Annotated in this window: 18 protein-coding genes; 9 read left to right on the plus strand and 9 right to left on the minus strand. The window is 67.2% G+C overall.

Going from position 1 to position 21,217, the window contains the following annotated elements:
* Positions 1-6: 6 nt before the first annotated feature.
* On the plus strand, positions 7-1,140 hold the full coding sequence (locus AB0L57_RS04180) for a hypothetical protein (protein WP_364956785.1): 1,134 nt from the start codon (positions 7-9) through the stop codon (positions 1,138-1,140).
* A 79-nt stretch (positions 1,141-1,219) separates the two neighbouring features.
* Here the strand turns inward: AB0L57_RS04180 and AB0L57_RS04185 are convergent, their stop codons facing one another.
* Positions 1,220-2,206 (minus strand): heme o synthase, encoded by a 987-nt coding sequence (locus AB0L57_RS04185; RefSeq protein ID WP_364956788.1) that lies wholly within the window; start codon positions 2,204-2,206, stop codon positions 1,220-1,222.
* A 439-nt stretch (positions 2,207-2,645) separates the two neighbouring features.
* Here AB0L57_RS04185 and tkt point away from each other — a divergent pair, with 439 nt between their 5' ends.
* From tkt to pgl, 5 genes are read left to right on the plus strand one after another with little or no spacing between them, the layout of a single operon-like run.
* A complete protein-coding gene (tkt, locus tag AB0L57_RS04190) occupies positions 2,646-4,790 on the plus strand; it encodes a transketolase (RefSeq protein WP_364956791.1) in 2,145 nt (714 codons plus the stop codon).
* 6 nt (positions 4,791-4,796) lie between these two features.
* The gene (gene tal, locus AB0L57_RS04195; RefSeq protein WP_364956794.1) at positions 4,797-5,927 is read left to right on the plus strand and encodes a transaldolase; all 1,131 of its coding nucleotides are present in this window, start codon (positions 4,797-4,799) and stop codon (positions 5,925-5,927) included.
* A gap of 5 nt (positions 5,928-5,932) precedes the next feature.
* Complete coding sequence (gene zwf, locus AB0L57_RS04200; protein ID WP_364956797.1) at positions 5,933-7,495, plus strand: glucose-6-phosphate dehydrogenase; 1,563 nt, start codon at positions 5,933-5,935, stop codon at positions 7,493-7,495.
* Positions 7,492-8,400, plus strand: a complete 909-nt coding sequence (opcA, locus tag AB0L57_RS04205) for a glucose-6-phosphate dehydrogenase assembly protein OpcA (protein WP_364956800.1) — start codon at positions 7,492-7,494, stop codon at positions 8,398-8,400. The genes zwf and opcA overlap by 4 nt, the downstream gene beginning before the upstream one ends.
* On the plus strand, positions 8,393-9,124 hold the full coding sequence (gene pgl, locus AB0L57_RS04210) for a 6-phosphogluconolactonase (protein WP_364956803.1): 732 nt from the start codon (positions 8,393-8,395) through the stop codon (positions 9,122-9,124). Before opcA ends, pgl begins: the two co-directional genes overlap by 8 nt.
* Before the next feature lie 80 nt (positions 9,125-9,204).
* Here the strand turns inward: pgl and AB0L57_RS04215 are convergent, their stop codons facing one another.
* Positions 9,205-10,188, minus strand: a complete 984-nt coding sequence (locus tag AB0L57_RS04215; RefSeq protein WP_364956806.1) for an alpha/beta hydrolase — start codon at positions 10,186-10,188, stop codon at positions 9,205-9,207.
* 53 nt (positions 10,189-10,241) lie between these two features.
* Between AB0L57_RS04215 and AB0L57_RS04220 the strand changes: the two genes are divergently transcribed.
* Positions 10,242-11,084, plus strand: coding sequence for an SDR family NAD(P)-dependent oxidoreductase (locus AB0L57_RS04220; protein WP_364956809.1), 843 nt, complete (start codon positions 10,242-10,244; stop codon positions 11,082-11,084).
* A gap of 7 nt (positions 11,085-11,091) precedes the next feature.
* Here the strand turns inward: AB0L57_RS04220 and AB0L57_RS04225 are convergent, their stop codons facing one another.
* Positions 11,092-11,934 carry a LysR family transcriptional regulator gene (locus AB0L57_RS04225; RefSeq protein WP_364956813.1) on the minus strand — a complete coding sequence of 281 codons (843 nt, stop codon included), beginning with the start codon at positions 11,932-11,934 and terminating at the stop codon, positions 11,092-11,094.
* A gap of 70 nt (positions 11,935-12,004) precedes the next feature.
* Between AB0L57_RS04225 and AB0L57_RS04230 the strand changes: the two genes are divergently transcribed.
* Positions 12,005-13,180, plus strand: a complete 1,176-nt coding sequence (locus AB0L57_RS04230; RefSeq protein WP_364956816.1) for a YbfB/YjiJ family MFS transporter — start codon at positions 12,005-12,007, stop codon at positions 13,178-13,180.
* Here the strand turns inward: AB0L57_RS04230 and secG are convergent.
* The 4 genes from secG to AB0L57_RS04250 are packed head-to-tail and all read right to left on the minus strand — an operon-like array spanning position 13,167 to position 16,001.
* Positions 13,167-13,400 (minus strand): preprotein translocase subunit SecG, encoded by a 234-nt coding sequence (gene secG / locus AB0L57_RS04235; RefSeq protein WP_364956819.1) that lies wholly within the window; start codon positions 13,398-13,400, stop codon positions 13,167-13,169. The two genes, AB0L57_RS04230 and secG, sit on opposite strands and share 14 nt — an antisense overlap.
* Positions 13,401-13,422: 22 nt before the next feature.
* Positions 13,423-14,169 carry an SDR family oxidoreductase gene (locus tag AB0L57_RS04240; protein ID WP_364956823.1) on the minus strand — a complete coding sequence of 249 codons (747 nt, stop codon included), beginning with the start codon at positions 14,167-14,169 and terminating at the stop codon, positions 13,423-13,425.
* Positions 14,170-14,202: 33 nt separating this feature from the next.
* Positions 14,203-15,387, minus strand: a complete 1,185-nt coding sequence (locus tag AB0L57_RS04245) for an NADH:flavin oxidoreductase (protein ID WP_364956826.1) — start codon at positions 15,385-15,387, stop codon at positions 14,203-14,205.
* Positions 15,388-15,389: 2 nt separating this feature from the next.
* Positions 15,390-16,001 carry a TetR/AcrR family transcriptional regulator gene (locus AB0L57_RS04250; protein ID WP_364956829.1) on the minus strand — a complete coding sequence of 204 codons (612 nt, stop codon included), beginning with the start codon at positions 15,999-16,001 and terminating at the stop codon, positions 15,390-15,392.
* Positions 16,002-16,212: 211 nt separating this feature from the next.
* Between AB0L57_RS04250 and AB0L57_RS04255 the strand changes: the two genes are divergently transcribed.
* Entirely contained in the window at positions 16,213-17,025 is an 813-nt protein-coding gene (locus AB0L57_RS04255; protein ID WP_364956832.1) for an alpha/beta hydrolase, read from the plus strand.
* A gap of 6 nt (positions 17,026-17,031) precedes the next feature.
* Here the strand turns inward: AB0L57_RS04255 and AB0L57_RS04260 are convergent, their stop codons facing one another.
* The gene (locus AB0L57_RS04260) at positions 17,032-19,383 is read right to left on the minus strand and encodes an arylsulfatase (RefSeq protein ID WP_364956835.1); all 2,352 of its coding nucleotides are present in this window, start codon (positions 19,381-19,383) and stop codon (positions 17,032-17,034) included.
* A gap of 171 nt (positions 19,384-19,554) precedes the next feature.
* Positions 19,555-21,156 (minus strand): MFS transporter, encoded by a 1,602-nt coding sequence (locus tag AB0L57_RS04265; RefSeq protein WP_364956838.1) that lies wholly within the window; start codon positions 21,154-21,156, stop codon positions 19,555-19,557.
* Positions 21,157-21,217 lie beyond the last annotated feature (61 nt).

Here is a 21,217-nt window from a genome sequence, read left to right on the forward strand (position 1 = left end):
ATCCAGATGTTGGTCAAGGTTCGCAACGACGATCCGTCACGGCTGTCCAATTCCGAACGGACGGTGGCGAACTGGCTGAAAACCTGGACCGGTGCGAATGCCCTGCCGGGTATCGCGGTGGTCGCCGCGGGCGCCGCCGACGCGATCGTGTGGACTCCGAAGACCTGCGTCGTCATCGTGATCAAGGACTTCGGCGAACGCGTCACCGGCACGCTGCGGGTGTCCGGCTACCGGCCGTGGACCGTCGACGACCGGGTCGCGCCATTGGCGGGCACCGAAGCCGGGACCGAGCCGATGACCGAGATCCGCGCCCGCACGGGCGAACTCGCCCAGTTGCTGCGCGGTGCACCGGGACGTGAGCGGGTCGGCGTCACCGGCATGGTGCTGGTCATGCCTCAACTCGGCAGCAGGGTCGCGCTGGACAAGGGTGATCTCCCGGACGGGATGGACATCGTCCTCGGCGACGGACCGGCCGCCCTGCGAAACTATTTCACCCGGATCACCACCGATGCACCCGACACCTGGGATGCGACACAGGTCGGCCAGGCGCTGGGCGCACTCGGATTCGCAGCCGCCGCAACCCATTCCGACCTGACCGCGGAGGGGTTCCCGGCGCAGATCGCGCGTCCTGCCCCGCCCGCGCCACCCACCGCTCCCCGGCGAGGACGGGGCCCCGGCGGCGCGCCCATCCCCACCGATATGCCCGTGGGCGCGGCGATACCGGGAGCGAATGCGGTGTCGATGGCTCGCCCGGGGCCACCTGCGAGCGGTGCACCGGGCCCGGTGCCACCGCCGGGCAATTTCCCCGGACCACCCGCTCAGCCTCGCCCGGAGACGGGATACGCGCAGAATCCGCAGCCGTATTCGGTGCCGTTCGATCCGCGCCCGCCCGCCCCGGCGCCGCGTCGCCGCCACCGCGGACTGGTGCCGCTGGTGTTGATCGGCGTCCTGGTCGTGGTGCTGGCGCTGGCCGCGATGTGCACGGCCGGGGGCCACAGCAGTACCGGACCGTCCCATGACGCACCGGCATCCGATCACGCCACCACCAGCACGCGCTACACACCCGCACCCGAGCGCAGTGTGCCGACGCCGACTCCAGGACGGGCCTGCTATCCGTTCCAACCGGGCTGCCCCGGCTGACGGCGTACCGGTCGTGCGGCCAGACCCCTGACCGCCCGGTCAGCCGGTCAGCCGGTCAGCCGGTCAGCCGGTCAGCCGGTCAGCCGAAGAGAGTGGATCCGATGGTGTGCCAGCCGAGCACCGAGTCGACGGCCAGGCCACAGAACACGACGGCCAGATAGTTGTTGGACTGCAGGAACAACCGCAGCGGTTTCACCGATGCCCCGCGACGGACACCCGAGTAGAGCTGGTGGGCCATCAGCAGGAACCAGGCGCCCGCGACGATTGCCACCGCGGCGTAGACCACACCGGTCGCCGGTATCAGCGCCAGCGTCGCCAGCACGGTGAGCCAGGTATAGACGACGATCTGCTTGGTGACCGCCTGCTCGGTGGCGACCACGGGCAGCATCGGCACCCCGGCCGCGCGGTAGTCGTCCTTGTAGCGCATGGCCAGCGCCCAGGTGTGCGGCGGCGTCCAGAAGAAGATGACAGCGAACAGCGCGACCGCGGGCCAGCCGATCGTTCCGGTGACCGCCGACCAGCCCACCAGCACCGGCATACATCCGGCCGCACCGCCCCAGACCACGTTCTGCGAGGTCCGGCGCTTGAGCCCCAGGGTGTAGACGAAGACGTAGAACAGGATGGTCGCCACCACCAGCAGGCCCGACAGCAGATTCGCCTGCCACCACAGCCAGGCGAACGAGCCCGCGCCCAGGAGCACGCCGAATACGAAGGCGTTGCGGGTCGGCACCGCCTCGCGGGCCAGCGGGCGCTTCGACGTCCGCTTCATCACCTTGTCGATATCGGCATCGGCGACGCAGTTCAGGGTGTTGGCGCTGGCCGCGCCCATCCAGCCACCGAACAGGGTGGCGACGATGAGCCGGATGTCGACATGGCCCCGATCGGCCAGCAGCATCGTGGGGATCGTGGCGACCAGCAGCAGTTCGATGACCCGCGGCTTGGTCAGCGCGATGTATGCCAATACCCGGCGGGTCAGCGCCGACAGCGGGCCGCTGCCCTGGACGCGATCGGCGAGCGCCGTCGCGGAGGAGCCATGCGCATCACCCGGCTGTTGCCCAATCCGCACTGTCTCTCCTCGCAGGTGGTGCATCGATCCGGTAGGGAAACAACGGTTCCGGCGGCACGGCGGTCCATCCCGCGCGCAGCCGTTTCCGCTGACATCGCAGAGCGCGGCGCGGGCGGCGCAGCCTCTACTACAGACGATGGTAGACCCCCGCGCGGTGTGCCCCGGCACCCACCCGCCGCGAAAGCGCCGCTGCCCCAGGCCATCGTCACCCGGGTGACGCGGTGCACATGGCACGTCACACATCCGCCGTCGGCCGCTGTGCGGAATCGCGTCACCCGGCCGGACCGGGGGCTGTAATCATTCACCGTAACCCTGTGCACCTGCACGGGGTGCGGGCGCAGGGTTCCCCACTCACGACGATCAGGTGACCTCTAGGGTGGTGGGTACAGCCTGCAAGCCGCCGTTGTACACACACGAGAAGGTCAGGAGAACCTCGGTCGTGTCAGTCACAGACGACATCCGCGCCCTCACCCAGCCCGCACATCCGGCCGACTGGACCGAACTGGACACCAGAGCCGTCGACACTGCTCGCGTTCTCGCCGCCGACGCGGTTCAGAACGCCGGCAACGGCCATCCCGGCACCGCGATGAGCCTGGCGCCGTTGGCCTACACGCTCTACCAGCGGGTCCTGCGCTACGACCCGACCGACACCGAGTGGGTCGGCCGCGACCGGTTCGTGCTGTCCTGCGGGCATTCCAGCTTGACCCAGTACGTCCAGCTCTATCTGGCCGGCATCGGCCTCGAGCTCGAGGATCTGAAGCATCTGCGCCAGTGGGGTTCGCTCACCCCCGGCCACCCGGAGTTCCGCCACACCCAGGGCGTGGAGATCACCACCGGCCCGCTCGGCCAGGGTCTGGCCTCGGCGGTCGGCATGGCGATGGCCGCCCGCCGCGAGCGCGGCTTGTTCGATCCGGCCGCCGCACAGGATGCCAGCCCGTTCGACCACCACGTGTACGCCATCGCCTCCGACGGCGACATCGAGGAGGGCGTCACCTCCGAGGCGTGCTCACTCGCCGGCACCCAGCAGCTGGGCAACCTCATCGTCTTCTACGACGACAACAAGATCTCCATCGAGGACGACACCTCGATCGCCCTCACCGAGGACACCGCCGAGCGCTACCGCAGCTACGGATGGCATGTACAGACCATCGAGGGCGGCGAGAACGTCACGGCCATCCTGGCGGCCGTCGAGGCCGCCAAGGCGGTCACCGACAAGCCGTCGTTCATCGTGCTGCGCACCATCATCGGCTATCCCGCCCCCACCAAGATGAACACCGGCGCCGCGCACGGTGCCGCACTGGGCGCCGACGAGGTCGCCGGGGTCAAGAAGGCGCTGGGCTTCGATCCCGAGCAGAGCTTCGCCGTGGCCGACGAGGTCATCGCCCACACCCGCGGCAACGCCGCCGGGCGCGCCAAGTCCGCCCGTGCGGACTGGCAGGAGCGGTTCGACGCCTGGGCCCAGGCCAACCCGGAGAACAAGGAACTGTTCGACCGGCTCGAGCAGCGCCGCCTCCCCCAGGGCTGGACCGACACCCTGCCGTCCTTCGAGGTCGACGAGAAGGGGATGGCCACCCGCAAGGCCTCCGGCAAGACCCTGGCCGCGCTGGCGCCGGTGCTGCCGGAGCTGTGGGGCGGTTCGGCCGATCTGGCCGAGTCCAACAACACCACGATGCCCGGCGTCCCGAGCTTCGGTCCCACATCGATCTCCACCGGTATGTGGAAGGCCGAGCCCTACGGCCGGACCCTGCACTTCGGTGTGCGCGAGCACGCCATGGGCTCGATCCTCAACGGCATCGCTCTGCACGGCCCGACCCGCCCGTACGGCGGCACCTTCCTGGTGTTCTCCGACTACATGCGCCCCGCCGTGCGCCTGGCCTCGCTCATGCGGGTACCGGCCATCTACGTGTGGACCCACGACTCCATCGGACTGGGTGAGGACGGCCCCACCCACCAGCCGATCGAGCACCTGGCCGCGCTGCGGGCCATCCCCGGCCTCAATGTGGTGCGCCCCGGTGACGCCAACGAGACGGTGTTCGCGTGGCGGACGATCCTCGAGCTCGAAAGTGCCGAGCAGCACTCGCATTTCGTGCCCGCCGACCACCCGCACACCGATGGTCCCTCGGCGCTGGCACTGACCCGTCAGGATGTCCCGACCCTGGCAGGTACCTCCTACGAGGGCGTGTCGCGCGGCGGGTACATTCTCGCCGAATCCTCCACCGGCACACCGCAGGTGATCCTGATCGCCACCGGTTCGGAACTGCATCTGGCCGTCGCGGCGCGCACTACGCTGGAGGAGCAGGGCATCGGTACACGCGTGGTGTCCATGCCGTGTGTCGAATGGTTCGACGCGCAAGAACAGGCTTACCGCGACGAGGTGCTACCACCGCAGGTCACCGCCCGCGTCACCGTCGAGGCCGGAATCGCGATGCCGTGGCAGCGCTTCACCGGCAACGACGGTGAGAATGTGTCGATCGAGCACTTCGGTGCCTCGGCCCCCTACAAGGTGCTGTTCCGCGAATTCGGCCTCACCACCGAGGCCGTCGTCGACGCCGCGCAGCGCTCACTCGCCAAGGTGAAGGGATAAACCCAAATGGCACAGAACGAGAACCTCGCCGAACTGTCGAAGGCCGGCGTATCGGTATGGCTCGACGATCTGTCGCGTGACCGGATTCGTTCGGGCAATCTGGCCGAACTCGTCGCCACCCGCAGCATCGTGGGCGTCACCACCAACCCGACGATTTTCCAAGGAGCCCTGAGCCAGGGCCACACCTACGACGAGCAGGTCAAAGAGCTCGCCGCCCAGGGCGCCGACGCCGACGCCGCGATCCGCACCATCACCACCGACGATGTCCGCGCCGCGTGCGATGTGCTGGCCGAGGTGTTCGAGGCCAGCGGCGGAGTGGACGGCCGGATCTCGATCGAGGTCGATCCACGACTGGCGTTCGACACCGACAAGACCGTCGCCCAAGCGGTCGAACTGTGGAAGATCGTCGACCGGCCGAATCTGTTCATCAAGATTCCGGCCACCGAGGAAGGCCTGCCCGCGATCACCCGGGTGATCACCGAGGGCATCAGCGTCAACGTCACGCTGATCTTCTCCGTCGAGCGCTACCGCAGCGTGATGGGCGCGTATCTGGACGGTGTGCGCAAGGCCCGCATCGCCGGGCACGACATCGCCCACATCCATTCGGTCGCGTCGTTCTTCGTCTCCCGGGTCGACACCGAGATCGACAAGCGGCTCGAGCAGATCGGATCGCCGGAGGCACTGGCACTGCGCGGCAAGGCCGGAATCGCCAACGCGCGCTTGGCCTATGCCGCCTACCAGGATGTCTTCGACGGTGGTAACCACACCTCGACCTATTCGCATCTGGCCTCCGGCGGCGCCAACCGCCAGCGGCCGCTGTGGGCGTCGACGGGTGTGAAGAACCCCGACTATCCGGACACGATGTACATCACCGAACTGGTGGGTCCGAATACGGTCAACACCCTGCCGGAGAAGACGCTCGAAGCGTTCGCCGATCACGGTGAGCTGCACGGCGACGCCGTATCGGGCACCGGGGCCGAGGCACAGGGCGTCTTCGACGCGCTCACCGCCGCCGGCATCGATCTGGTCGATGTCTTCGACGTCCTCGAGCGGGAGGGCGTGGAGAAGTTCGAGAAGTCGTGGGAAGAGTTGCTCACCGCGACGACCGCCGAGTTGAAGAGCACCGGAAGCAACTGACCGCGATGGCCGGCCAGAACAAGACGGCCGCCCCGGGGAATCCGCTGCGCGAGGAGCGCGACAAGCGGCTTCCCCGGATCGCCGGCCCGTGCAGCATGGTGATCTTCGGGGTGACAGGAGATCTGTCACGTAAGAAGCTGATGCCGGCCATCTACGACCTCGCGAACCGGGGGCTGCTGCCCCCCGGTTTCGCGCTGGTCGGATTCGCCCGGCGCGACTATGCCGACGAAGATTTCGCCGAGGTCGTCCTCGAATCGGTGAAGGCGCACGCCCGCACTCCGTTCCGCCAGGAGGTCTGGGATCAGCTGTCGGAAGGTATCCGTTTCGTCCAGGGCACCTTCGACGACGACGCCGCGTTCGGCACCCTCGCCCAGACGTTGAAGAAGCTCGACGCCGAACGGGGCACGGGCGGTAACCACGCCTTCTATCTCTCGATTCCGCCGAACGCCTTTCCTGTTGTGCTCGAACAGCTTTCGCGGACCGGCCTGGCCAAACCGCCGGAGGTCGATTCGGATAAACCGCAGCCGTGGCGCCGGGTCGTCATCGAGAAGCCCTTCGGGCACGATCTGCACAGCGCACAAGAACTCAACGCACTGGTCAATCGGGTGTTTCCCGAGGAGACGGTCTTCCGCATCGACCACTACCTCGGCAAGGAGACGGTCCAGAACCTGCTGGCACTGCGCTTCGCGAATGAGCTGTTCGAGCCGATCTGGAATGCGAATTTCGTCGACCACGTGCAGATCACGATGGCCGAGGACATCGGTTTGGGCGGGCGCGCGGGCTATTACGACGGTATCGGTGCCGCGCGCGACGTGATCCAGAACCATCTGCTGCAACTGCTGGCACTGACCGCGATGGAGGATCCGGTCAATTTCCAGCCGAGGCAACTGCAGATCGAGAAGATCAAGATCCTTTCCGCGACCAAGCTGGTCGAACCGCTGGAAGAAACCACCGCCCGCGGTCAGTACGAGGCCGGCTGGCAAGGTAGCGAACGGGTCGTGGGTCTGCTCGAGGAGGAAGGGTTCGATCCGAATTCGCGCACCGAGACCTATGCGGCGATCACGCTCAACGTCGACACCCGACGCTGGGCCGGGGTGCCGTTCTATCTGCGGACCGGAAAACGCCTGGGACGCAGGGTCACCGAGATCGCGGTCATGTTCAAACGCGCGCCGCATCTCCCCTTCGACGAGACGATGACCGAGGATCTCGGACAGAACGCACTGGTCATCCGAGTGCAGCCGGATGAGGGCATCACCATGCGGTTCGGGTCGAAGGTGCCCGGATCCGGTATGGAGGTCCGCGACGTCAATATGGACTTCAGCTACGGCGAGTCGTTCACCGAGTCCTCCCCCGAGGCCTACGAACGACTCATCCTCGATGTGCTGCTCGGTGAGCCGTCGCTGTTCCCTGTCAACGAGGAGGTCGAATTGGCTTGGCGCATCCTCGATCCCGTACTCGATCACTGGGCGCAGGGCGGTAGACCCGACCCTTACGAATCCGGGACCTGGGGTCCGGCCTCGGCCGACGAGATGCTCGCCCGCACCGGGCGGGAATGGCGGCGGCCATGATCGTGGACATGCCCGACACCAGCACCCGCGACGTGACCAAGCGGCTGGTGAGCCTGCGGGAGACCAATGGGGTCATCGCTATGGGCCGGGTGCTCACGCTGGTCGTGTGCACGCTGGACTCTTCCGAGGCCGAGGACGCGATCGATGCCGCCAACGACGCCAGCCGGGAGCATCCCTGTCGCGTGATCGTGCTCGCCCGCGGCGATCGGTTCGCCGAGACCAAGCTCGACGCCCAGATCCGGGTGGGCGGTGACGCCGGTGCGGCCGAGGTGATAGTGCTGCGGCTACAGGGTGAACTCGTCAACAACGAGAGCAGCGTGGTGATCCCGTTCCTGCTGCCCGACACCCCGGTGGTGGCGTGGTGGCCGCGCGGCGCCCCGGAATTTCCGTCCCGGGATTCGGTGGGCCGCTTGGCGATTCGCCGGATCACCGACGCCACCTACGCGCCCGATCCACGCTCGGCCATCACCCGCCGCCTGGATTCGTACGCACCGGGAGATACCGATCTCGCCTGGAGCCGGATCACGTTCTGGCGGGCGTTGCTGGCCTCGGCCCTCGACGTACCGCCGTACGAGCCGATCGAATCGGTCACGGTCTCGGGCCTGGCCGAGGAACCGGCGCTCGACATCCTGGCGGGCTGGCTGGCAGCCAAACTGGATTGCCCGATCCGTCGGCGGACCGGGGAGCTCAAGGTCGTCGTACATCGGCCGTCGGTGTCGATCGGCATCGAACGGCCCCAGACGGGCCGCACCGCGACACTGACTCGCACCAGTGAGCCCGATCAACGTTTCGCACTGGCCCGGCGTGAAACCAGGGATTGCCTGGCCGAGGAACTGCGGCGGCTGGATGCGGACGACGTCTATGCCGAGGCACTGGCCGGAATCGGAAAGGTGGTCTATGAGTAAGCCACAGGTCGAGGTGTTCGCCGGGAACGACGAGTTGGTCGCGGCGGCCGCGGCACGATTCGTGGCGGTCGTGACCGCCGCACAGGCCGAGCGCGGCTCTGCCTCCGTGGTGGTCACCGGCGGCGGCACCGGTATCGCACTGCTGGAACAGGTTCGCAAATCCCCCGGTGCGATCGATTTCTCCCAGCTGGATGTCTTCTGGGGTGACGAGCGGTTCGTTCCGGCCGGCGATGCCGAGCGCAACGAACTACAAGCGAGGCAGGCACTGTTCGATCATGTGCCGGTGGACCCCGCCCGGGTCCATCCCGTCGCCACCTCCGATGGCGAATATCCGGATCCGGTGGAGGCCGCCGCCGAGTACTCCGCGACGGTCCACGCTCATCTCGCCGCATACGGTGGCTTCGATCTGCACCTGCTCGGCATGGGGGGCGATGGCCATGTGAATTCGCTGTTCCCGCACGCCGCTGCGGTCGAGGAGGAGCACGAACTCGTTGTCGCCGTGACGGATTCGCCGAAACCACCCTCGGTGCGAGTCACCCTGACCCTGCCCGCGGTGGCCCTGGCCCGCCATGTGGTGCTCGTGGTCGGGGGCGCGGGCAAGGCCGAGGCGGTCGCCGAGGCCCTGGCCGGTGCGGCCGCACTCGATATTCCGGCGGCCGGTGCCCACGGCAGCGACACCACCACCTGGTTGCTCGACGAGGCGGCCGCGGCACGGTTGTCCTGATCGAGCCGGGCGGTATCACCGTAGGACAGTGCGGGTTCGGCCGCCACGATCGGCTGTGGCGGCCGAACTCTCGTCGATGATCACCGATCGACGGATCGCGCGGTGGGCGCGAGTTCGGTCAGCTGCCGGATCAGGAAGTCGTTCACCACCTCGGTACGTTCGAGCTGCACCAGATGTCCGGCACCCGGAACCTTCTCCACCGCACGCAGATCCGGTACGTGGGCGCGCAGCACCGCCAGCGGATCGCGCCCGCTGAATCCCTCCATATCCGGATCGTTCTCGCCGTAGAGGAAGTAGGTCGGCACCGGCACCGTGGTCGGCAGTCCCTCGGTCAGCTCCCAGTTACGGTCCAGAGCGCGGTACCAGGTCAGCCCGCCGGTGAAACCGGTCCGCTCGAATTCCGCCGCGAGCGTGTCGAACTCGGATTCCGGCAACCACGACCACGGCAGTTCGGGCGCCTGTGGGAGCGCGTCGAGATAGCCGATACCGGGCGGATTCTTCCAGGTGTCCAGGTAATGGAAATCTCCGCTGAGGGCGTAGTACACCCGGGCCAGGAATTCCCGCGAGCGTGCCCAGAGTTCGGCGTCGGCCACGCCCGGCTCCTGGAAATACGACAGATGCAGGAAGTGCCGTTGCGCGGCGCGAGTCCAGAACTCCGAGGGCGCCTTGGACGGGCGCGGCGCGTAGGGATTGTTGAGCACCACGATGCCCGCGACCCGTTCGGATGCGCGCAATGCCAGTTCCCAGACCAGCTGTGCCCCGAAGTCCAGCCCCACGAACACGGCACGCTCGGCACCGATCTCGTCGAGCAGTCCGAGCAGATCGCCGATCACCGCACGATTGGTACACGCCTCCACGCCCGCCGGCGCCTCGGTGCGCCCGTAACCGCGCAGATCCGGCGCGATGGCGTGATATCCGGCCGCCGCGAGCGCCGACAGCTGCCGGTGCCACACGTACCACCCGTGCGGAAATCCGTGACAGAAGATCACCGGATATCCCTCGCCCTGTTCGGCGATATGCAGCCGAATCCCGTTGGTCTCCACGAACCGATGTGTCGGCTCCACTGCGCCTCCTGGTACTAGAACACGTTCCTGTTTCACGGTAGTGTCCCGGAGTCGTGAACGGAATAATGCTGACCGATCGAGTCGCGGTCGTCACCGGAGCCAGCCGCGGGATCGGCAAAGGAATCGCACTCGAGCTCGGTGCGGCCGGAGCGACGGTCTATGTCACCGGACGTTCCGAGCACACCGGGCAGCTCCCCGGGACGGTGGCCGGAACCGCCGCCGAGGTCGACGCACTGGGCGGGCGCGGGGTGCCGTTCGTCTGCGATCACCGCGACGACGAGGCGGTGGCCCGGCTGTTCGAAACCGTGCGCGCCGAGCACGGCCGCCTCGATGTCCTGGTCAACAACGTCTACAACTCTCCCGCGTCCGCACGCTGGCTGGGCAAGCGGTTCTGGGACGTGCCGCCCGCGGCCTGGGACGAGGGTTTCGACATCGGCGTGCGCTCGCACTACGCCGCCGCCCATTTCGCGGCGCCGCTGCTGATCGAATCCGGTGGCCTCATCGTCGACATCTCCTCACCGGGCGCCGACCATTTCACCCACAATGTGGTCTACGGCGTCGGCAAGGCAGCGGTCGACCGGCTCACCGCCGATATGGCGCACGATCTGGCCGACACCGAGGTCACCGTGGTGTCGCTGTGGCCGGGCATCGTGAATACCGAACTGCTGCAGCTGGTTCCGGCCGACGCCCAGGGCCGCAGGATGATCACGCTGCCCGGCGAGGGAACCTTCGATCTGAACGACGCGGAGTCCCCGCACTTCGCGGGGCGCGCGGTCGTGGCCCTGGCCACCGATCCCGGCCGCCGCGACCGCACGGGCCGGGCCTGGCGGGTGGCGGATCTGGCGGAGGCTTACGGATTCACCGATGTCGACGGCCGGGTTCCGCGTACCGGCTAGCTCCGGTTCACGAGCTCAGCGCGATATCGAGGAAGCTCTGCACCGATCGTCCCGGCGCCGGACGGCTGCGCCATGCCAGGCGCAGCACCGAGGGCGGCGCATCGGGGATGTCGAGGTACACCACGCCCGGGTGCGGCGCCCGGGTGCGGGCCAGCTCGGGCACCGCACCGATACCGCGATCGGCGGCGACGAGTTCGATCCATTCGTCGAAGTTCGTACACGTGATGATCTCCCGCGCGGATTCGCCGGTATCCCAGCTGGTTTCGTCGGTGGTGCCGGAAACGGTGTTGACCACCAGCGGATACCGGGCGAGATCCCGCCATCGCGGTGCGGGCCCCGACACCAGATCCGACCGGGCCGACACCGCCGCGACCCGTCGCTCGGTACCGATGCTCCGCCCGGCCAGTGCGGCCGGTAACCGGACGTCCTTGCGATACAGGGCGATATCGATCCGCCCCGCGGCGACGGCGGCCACCGGATCGTCGATGCGATGAATGCCCACCCGGCCACCGAGCTCCTCGAAACGAGTGCGGACCGCGGTGAACCACTCGTCGGGCAACAGCCACGAGAATCCCACCGAGACCACCGCTCGTAGCCGCAGCTCGGCGGTCACGGTGTCGACATCGGCCACGATTCGGGTCGCGGCCGCCAGCAGATCCTCCCCCTCGGAGGTGAGCACGAAACGCCGGGCGCTACGTTCGACGAGCGTGCAGTCGAGGATTCGTTCGGCCTGCTGCACGGTCCGGGTGAGCGAAGGTTGGGTGGTGTGCAGCCGAGCGGCGGCGCGGGTGTAGTTGCGTTCGGCGCACAACACCACGAAGGCCCGCAGATGCCGCAGCTCCAGATCCATGCGTTCAGCGTATATACCGTGCACAAGAAGCATTTCACGGGGATACCGCGAATCCGTAAGGTCGCAGGATGTGATCATCGCACCCGCACGGCACACCTCATGGGCGCCGGCTCTTCGTGCCTCGTCGGGCCTGGCCGCGGCCATGGGGATCGGCCGCTTCGCCTTCACTCCCCTGCTACCGGTGATGATCGATGCCGGACGCCTGAGCGCGCACACCGGCGCGATCGTCGCGGCCGCCAACTACGCCGGATACCTGCTGGGCGCGGTAGCCGCGGCGAGGTTCCCGCACCACCAGGGCCGCACAGCTTTTCGCGTGGCCGGCGCCGCCCTGATCCTCAGCGAGGCGGGTATGGCCGTTCCGGCGCCGACACCGCTGCCGGTGGCCCTGCGATTGATCGCCGGTATCGCGAGCGCCGTGTTGTTCATCGGTTGTGCGCAGATCGCCGCCCGGCACGAGAATCGTCGGCGCGCGGCCGGTATCGCCTTCGCCGGAGTGGGGACGGGTATCGCGGCCACGGGTGCGCTGATCCTGATCGCCCAGTCGGTGCTGTCGTGGCAGGCCCTGTGGCTGGCTTCGGCCGCGCTCACCGCGCTGCTCGTCATTCCGGCCCTGAGTCTCGATATTCGCGGCGGGGCACGCACCGGGTCGGCGACGGTGCGGTCGCGACGCAACTGGCGGTTGCTGCAACTGACCTATTTCGCCGAGGGTCTGGGCTATATCGTGCTCGGCACCTTTCTGGTCGCCGCCGTCGACGCCACTGGACATCGCACCGCCGGCACCGCGATCTGGATCGTGGTGGGTTTGGCGGCGGCACCGGCGACGGTGCTCTGGGGTGCGACCGCACGTCGCATCGGCCCCTCGGTGGCCCTGGTGTGTGCCTTGATTCTGCAGTGCGCATCGGCACTGCTGCCCACCCTGTGGCCTGGCGTATGGCCCGCGGTGGTGTCGGCCGCGCTGTTCGGGGCGACATTCATGGGCATCACCCTGCTGGCCCTGGAAATCGGTGACGATCTGGCCGGGCCCGGTGCGGCGGCGACACTGACCGCGGGGTACGGGCTGGGCCAGATGCTGGGGCCGCTGGTGGTGGCGCCGGTTCTGGGTGACAGCTACGACGCCGCCTTCACAATCGCGGCGGTGGTCCTGGTGGTGGCCGCCGGTGCGGCGCTGGCCATCGTGCCGTGGCGCCGACACCGCGCAGGCGGCCCCGCCGCAGCGGAACCGCCTGTCCCGGTCAGGCGAACTTGATCTCGAATCCGATGCCGATGATGGCGATGAACCAGATCAGGCCCACGAAAATGGTGATGCGGTCGAGGTTCTTCTCGACCACGGTCGAACCGGACAGGCTCGACTGCACACCGCCACCGAACAGGCTGGACAAGCCTCCACCCTTCGCACGGTGCAGCAACACCAGCAGCACCAGCAGCACGCTGGTGATGACCAGGAGGATATCCAGGAACATTTCCATGGGCGACAGTTTATGCGGATGCTCAGCCCGCCACCGAACCGGCCGTCATGCCGCCGTCGACGACGAATTCGGCACCGTTGCAGTAGCTGGATTCGGCACTGGCCAGAAAGACCACCACATCGGTCACCTCGGACGGCATTCCCAGCCTTGCGCGCACATTGTCACCGCGGTCGACCACGATCTCCTCGGTGACACCGATCATCGGTGTCATGATTCCGCCGGGATGGACCGAATTGACCCGCACCCCCTCGGGGGCCAGTTCGAGTGCGGCCGATTTCGTCAGTCCCCGCACACCGAACTTGGACGCCGTGTAGCCGTGCATACCGCTCACACCCTGGATTCCGGCAGCGGAGGAAATATTGATCACGGTGGCGGGGCGGGCGGCGACCAGGGCGTCGCGGGCGGCACTGAGGCCCAGGAACGGCCCGGTCAGATTGATGTCGATGACCCGCTGCCACTGCTTCTCGGAGTAGCTGCCCAGCGGCCCGCCGTCGAGTACGCCCGCGTTGTTGACCAGCACGTTCAGCAGCCCGAACCGCTCCACGGTGGCGGCCACCGCGGCCTGCCAGCCGGCGGATTCGGTGACGTCGAGGTGTACGTAGGCGGCCTGCTCGCCGAGTTCGGCGGCCAGCGCGCGTCCGGCATCGTCGGCGATATCGCCCAGCATCACCTGTGCGCCCTGGTCGACGAAGGCTCGCGCGTGCGAGGCGCCCATCCCCGAGGCGCCGCCACTGATCAGGGCGACGCGGCCCGCCAAACGTCCGCTCATGAATCTCTCTCTTTCTCTGTCGTCCGGGCCGGGTCAGCGGGCCGGAATCGCCGGTCCGTTCAGCCGCAGCACGCAGTGGGTGCCGGTGTAGATGCTCGGCATGCACTCGTTGCAGTGGATGCAGGCCGAGCGGGTGGTGGCGTCGGCCTGGATCCGTTGCAGCAGATCGGGCTCCCGCAGCAGCGCACGTCCCATGGCCATGAAATCGAAGCCCTCGCGCCGGGCCCGCTGCATGTCCTCGAATTCGGCGATCCCGCCCAGCAACACCAGCGGCATGGACAACTCGCGCCGGAACTGGCGTGCACGCTCGAGCAGGTAGGTGCCGTGATACGGATATTCGCGCAGGAATGCCTTGCCGACGACCTTGAATCCCAGGCGTGTCGGGCCGGGCAGCGTCTTGGCGAAGGCCTGCCGGGGCGCATCACCGTGGAACAGCAGCATGGGATTGAGCAGCGAGCTCCCCGCGGTCAGTTCCAGCGCGTCCAGTCCGCCGTCGGATTCGAGCCAGGAGGCGACCTGGAGCGATTCGGCGAGCGAAAAGCCGCCGCGCACACCGTCTTCCATATTCAGCTTGGCCAGAATCGCCACCCGGCCCCCGACGGCCTCACGTACCGCGAGAGCGACCTCCCGGGCCAGCCGGGCCCGATGTTCCAGTGAACCGCCGTAGGCGTCCTTGCGCCGATTCAGCAGCGGGCTCAGGAACGAACTGATCAGGTAGTTGTGACCGAAATGCAGTTCCACCGCATCGAATCCGGCTTCCTCGGCCAGCAGGGCCGCCCGGGCATTCGCGGCGACCAGGTCCTGGATATCGGCCACCGACGGCGACTGCATCATCTTCATGCTCAGCGGTGACCACAGCCGTGTCGGCGCCAGCGCCGGCGCCCGGTTGGAGGCGGCGTTGGCCACCGGTCCGGCATGCCCGATCTGCGCGCTGGCCGCGGCCCCTTCCGCATGAATGGCGTCGGTGAGCCGGCGCAGTCCGGGCACCGCCTCCGGTCGCATCCAGATCTGATGGCGATCGGTGCGTCCGCCCGGCGCGACGGCGCAGTAGGCGACGGTACTCATCCCCACCCCACCGGCCGCGATCTCGCGGTGGAATTCGATGAGCTCATCGGTGACCAGCGCCTCGGGCGTCCGGCCCTCGAAGGTGGCGGCCTTGATCACGCGGTTGCGCAACGTGATCGGCCCCAGATCGACGGGTTCGAAGATGTCGTTCACTTTCACTCCTGGATGGCAGGGGGCGGGGCCATCAGGCCCGCGATGACGAATTCGCGCAGTGTCGCGATGGACGGCGGGGCGAGGTCGTAGTCCTCGGTGCTGCCGAAGCGCATGATGATCAGGTCGAAGGCCAGCATCCAGCGTCGGCGCGCCTCGCTCACCCGCACTCCGGGCAGCAGCCCCGACCAGGACTGGATCCGGAACCATTGGTGTTGCCACGACATCGGGCGGCGGCGCAGCACCAGGCCTGCCAGCAGCCGCAGATGCAATCGCCCCATCGGGTCGGCCGCGAGCGCGACGAACGGTTCGATGACCGCGTCGACGACCGCCGGCACCGAGCCCGGTCCGGCCGTGGCCGCGGCCAGCCCCTCGGCCCACAGCGGACCGAGTCGATCCTCGATCAACGCGGTGATCAGCGCTTCCTTCGAACCGAAGTGGTAGTGCACCGCCGCCGGATTGGCCCCAGCGGCGACACACACCGCCCGGACCGACACATCCTCGTAGCGCTCGGCGAGCAGGAGTCCCTCCGCGGCCGTCAGCAGTCGCTCCCGGGTGTTCGACACCACCTTCTCGCCCATGTCCGACAGTGAACCACGCCACAGAACATGTTTCAATCAATGATTGAATCAACGACACAAACGGGGGTGAGGACCCTCCGTGCGCAACCCGGCGCGCACGGGAAACCGCCCGCGAAGGGCAGGCGCGGATCTTCGCGATCGACTGCCGTCGGCGCTCGGGAGGGCTATCGTCGCTGGCGAGTTGCCTTTGCCGATTGATTGCCAGGCCCACAACAGGGCCGCCGGTACAACGATGAAGGGAAGTTCCATGACAATCGCCCGTTTCATCAGAACGGTTTCAGCGGTATTCGCACTACTCGCCGGATTCGTGGTGGCGACGGTCGGATCGGCGAATGCCCAGACGATGCCGACGATCGTGCTGGTACACGGAGCATTCGCCGACACCACCAGCTGGGACGGTGTCGCCGACAATTTGCGCGGACGTGGGTATCAGGTGGTTGTGCCCGAGAATCCGCTGCGCGGGCCCGCCTACGACGCGGCGGCGATCGAGAAGACGCTCGCGAACATCTCCGGACCGGTGGTCCTGGTCGGACACTCGTACGGCGGTGCCGTGATCAGCAATACCCACAATCCGAATGTGAAGGCACTTGTCTACATCGCGGCCTTCGCCCCCATGCAAGGCGAAGCCGTGGCCGGGGCGCTGAACCCGATCCGCTTCCCCGGAAGTCAGCTGGTACCGCCCGCACTACAGATGAAGGTGGTCGACGATACGAGCAACGCCGCCGACCGCAATGTCGACGCCTATATCGCCGACGGATCGTTCCACCAGGTCTTCGCGCCCGATGTCAGCGACGCGACAGCGGCCACCATGCTCGCCCATCAGAAGTCGATCGCGGCATCGGCCAACGTCGAGCCGTCCGGCCCGCCCGCGTGGTCGAATCTGCCGAGCTGGTACCTGGTCTCCGCCGGCGACACGGTGATCCCGCCGGAGGCGGAGCGATTCATGGCCATGCGGATGGGAGCCCACACCAGCGAGGTGCAGGCCTCACATGTCGCGCTCGTCTCCCAGCCCGCGGTGGTGGCCGACGTGATCACGGCGGCCGCCACCGGGACCGAGTGATCGGCCTCAATCACGCGAGAATGCCGCAGCCGCAGCCATTTCCAGATCCAGGTACGGCTTGCCGGTCACATCCTCGATGACCTGATGCATGCTTCCTCCGGTGAACGGGAAGGGCGAACGGTAGCGGGCGGTGACGGACCGACCACTGTCACGTCCCACCCGGACACCCTCCCCGACACCGGAGAAGACGATGGGCTGGGTGCGCATGTCGTCGAACGCACCCACCGGTTCCTCGTCGATGTAGAGGACGGCCGCTCCGGTCGGGGTGAAGTTGTCGGAGCGGGTTCCCTGCCGTTCGTAGCGCATACCGAGGATGTGATCGCCGGGCGGCACGGGGCGATCGGAGACGATGACCTGCTCCTCCTCGCCGAGGAAGTTGTAGATGTAGTACAGGTGGCCGTCCTGCAGGAACAGGGTGTGCCCGCCGAGGCGGCCGCCGTGGGCGAACAACACTCCCTCCGCATCCGGGCTGGTGATCGTCGTCTCCGCGAGCAGCGCGAACGACCGGCCCCGAATCTCCAGTGCCGCACCGGGTCCCACTTCCGCCAGGTCCGGATAGTAGACGGCACTGTCGCGGCCGCCGGCGTAGGTCGGGCGCGCACGCAGCATCATCGAGAGCATGTCGAGGTCGTAGAGCGGCAGTCCGTTGTATTTCTCGGCCTCCGCCAGCCACAGCGCCTTCATCTGTTCCAGTTTCTCGGGATGCGATTCGGCGAGGTCGTCGACCTGGCTGCGGTCGTGCTCGATATGGAACAGCTCCCAGCGGTCTGCATCGAAGTGCCCCCAGCCGGACGGGCAGGCCGCGTGCACGGCGTCGGCGAACCACCCTCGATGCCAGATACCGCGGGTACCGAGCATCGAATAGAACTGGGTGTGCTTGCCGACCTCGGCGTCCGGATCATCGAGCAGCGCCCGGAAACTGACCCCCTCCAACGGCCGTTGCGCCACGTTCTTCACCATGTCCGGGGGCGTGATTCCGAGCAGTTCGTAGACGGTGGGGGTGATGTCGCAAACGCTGAGGTAATTGTGGCGCAGCTCGCCCCGGGCCGCGATTCCCGCCGGCCACGACATCAGGCAGGCGTCGGCGATGCCACCTTCGTGGGAGGCGTAGCGTTTGTACAGCTTGTACGGGGTGTTGAACGCCATCGCCCACCCGATGCTGTAGTGGTTGTAGGTGGTCGGTGAGCCCAGCTCGTCGAGTTTGGCCAGGCTGTCGTCGACGGTGTCGATATAGCCGTTGAAGAATTTCATCTCGTTGGCGGATCCGTTGGGACCGCCTTCTCCGCTGGCACCATTGTCGGACAGCGTCACGATGATCGTATTGTCCAACTGGCCGCTGTCCTCGAGATAGTCGAGCAGCCGGCCGATCTGGGCGTCGGTGTAGGACAGGAATCCGGCGAATACTTCGGCTTGGCGGCGGAACAGCCGTTTCTCGTTCTCGGACAGCGAATCCCACGCACGCACGGTGTCCTGCACCGGCCACGGTTTACCGTCGACGCTCGTGGCATCCGCATAGGGATTCATCGGTGACAATTCGGTGTTCTCCGGGACCAGCCCCAGCCGCTTCTGATTCGCCAGCACGATCTCGCGATATTTCTCGTAGCCCATGTCGAACCGGCCACGGTATCTGTCGGCCCACTCCCTGGCCACGTGATGCGGTGCGTGACCGCAACCCGGACACAGATACAGCAGCCACGGCTTGTCCGGTGCGATGACCTTCGCGTCGCGAATGAACTCGATGGACTTGTCGGCCAGATCCTTCGACAGGTGATACCCGTCCTCCGGCGTGTACGGCGGGGGTGTCGGGTGGTTGTCGTAGACCAGATTCGGATACCACTGATCGGCTTCTCCGCCCAGGAATCCGTAGAACCGCTCGAACCCGCGCCCCAGCGGCCAATTCCGCTTCGACGCCGCCAGATTCTCCTCCTCCAGCGGCGTCAGATGCCATTTTCCGACCGCATAGGTGTTCCAGCCGCGCTCGGCCAGGACCTCCGAGCACAATGCCGTGTCCTCGGGTATCCGGCCACACATCCCGGGAAATCCGTCGGTGAATTCCTCGATGGTCGCCATCCCCACCGAGGTCGCATTCCGGCCGGTCAGCAGCGAGGCCCGGGTAGGTGAACACAGCGCCGTCGTATGGAACTGGGTGAACTGGACACCACGATCGGCGATGCGCCTCATATTCGGCATCTCGACCAGACCGCCATAACAGTCCCAGGTGCCGATCCCGATGTCGTCCCACACCAGATAGAGGACATTCGGTGCCTGCTCGGGCGCCGAAGGCTCCACGAAAGGCCGCCAATCGGCAACGGAATCCCGGATATCGAGCGCGATGTGTCCTTGGAACTTCTCCGCCATCATCCACCTCCGCAACGGAGAGTCGATCGTTCGCCGCTGATCGGCGGCCGGGCCCAGCTCCCGCGCGCCTGCACACCGCACGACCGCGGGCGGCCCCACTGCCTGGTCGATCGCCCCCAGCCTCGGCGACAGCGCTGGGAACCACGTCTTCGCGCCTGGGCGCGAAGGCCATTATCTCTCCGGAGAACTCCGATGACCAGCGTCGTCCCGTGACTGCTTTGCGGCCGCCGCCGGATCCTGGCGGACGAATATCGCGACCGGAATGGTGGTGATCAGCAGCGCGATTGCGGCGACGGAGAGAGCGAGATGAGCGGCGTCGGTGAAAGCGTGCCGAACGGCGTTGCCGACGGGCCCCGCGAGAGCAGGGGGAAGAGCAGCGGGGTGTTCGCCCTGCGCGGCACTCGACACGACCCCGACGACAACCGGTCGAGGCAGGTCGGCGGCGGCAAGCTCGTCGCCGAGGTTGCCGGCGAAGCGGGTGGTCAGGATGGTCCCCAGCACGCTGGCGCCGAGTACGTTGCCGACTTGACGGAACATGTTGACGGCGGCGCTGGCCATACCCGCTCGATCCGGGGCCACGCTGTTGACCGCCGCGGCGGTCGTGGGTGCGATGAGCATCCCGCTGCCGATGCCGGCGAGCAGCAGCCCCGGCCAGATCCGCGCGAATCCGGTTCCGGCCGGACTCGCGAGGAGAGCGAAAATACCTGCGGCCATGACGATCAGGCCCAGGGTGAGCATCGTCTTGAAACCGATGCGGTGCACGATGCGTGCGGCGACGGCGCTGATGAGGATGAAGGGACCGAACATCACCATCAGCCGTGCCGCGGCGGCGAGGACGCTGATCTCCTGGACATGCTGAAAATAGAGCACGGTGACCAGGGCTGTGCCGGTGAAGGCCAGCAGCGTGATCGCGGCGGTACCCATGACGGCGCTGAAAGCGCCGGACCGGAACAGCGTCACGTCCAGCATGGGATCGCTGTGGCGGGCTTCGTACCCGATGAACGCCACCAGCGATACAGCCAGCACGGCGTAGGCCCAGAGAATGCGGCCTTCGGTGTATCCCAGGGAACCACCTTCGATCACGGCAAAGGTCAGCGCTGCGATGGCGACGGTGCCCAGCGTGATTCCGCCGAGATCGAGTGTGCGCGTTCGTATCCTGCTCTCCTCGATCACGGTGCAGGCACCGAGCAGCGCGAGGCCACCGAGAACGACGTTGATCAGGTAGATCGAATGCCAGGAGAATGCACCCACCAGCAAGCCGGCCCCCAGCGGACCGATGGCCAGGCCGAGACCGGAGCTGCCGGCCCACATGCTCACCGCCTCGGTTCGTTCACGCGTGTCGGTGAAGGTGTGGCTGATGATGGCCAGACTGGTGGGCAATATCATCGCGCCACCGATTCCCATGACGACTTGGCCGGCGATCAGCACCGCGGTGTCGTGGGCGGCACACGCCACAGCGCTGCCCACGGCGAATACGGCCGCACCGGTGGCGAAGATCAGCCGCCGGCCGATCAGATCCCCGATCGTGCCGCTACCGAGGACCAGACTGGCCACCACCAAGCTGTAGGCACTGGCGATCCACACGGCCATCGAGGACGAGGGGTGCAGATCGGCCTGGATGGTGGCGAGCCCGCCGAGAGTGGACGAGACATTGACGAAAGCCATCATCGGCCCGATGCACACCACGGCCAGGGTCCACCATCGGCCGCGCGAGGCGGGTTCGTGATCGGCGGGTGCGGTGACACCCGCGCTGCCGGAATCGATGTGCGCCATCGAGATTCTCCAAAGTTGTTGCGGTGCTTACTGTGTACGGAGCGGGGACGGTCGGAGTTGC

It is taken from the genome of Nocardia sp. NPDC052254 (genome assembly GCF_040679495.1).
GTDB lineage: Bacteria > Actinomycetota > Actinomycetes > Mycobacteriales > Mycobacteriaceae > Nocardia.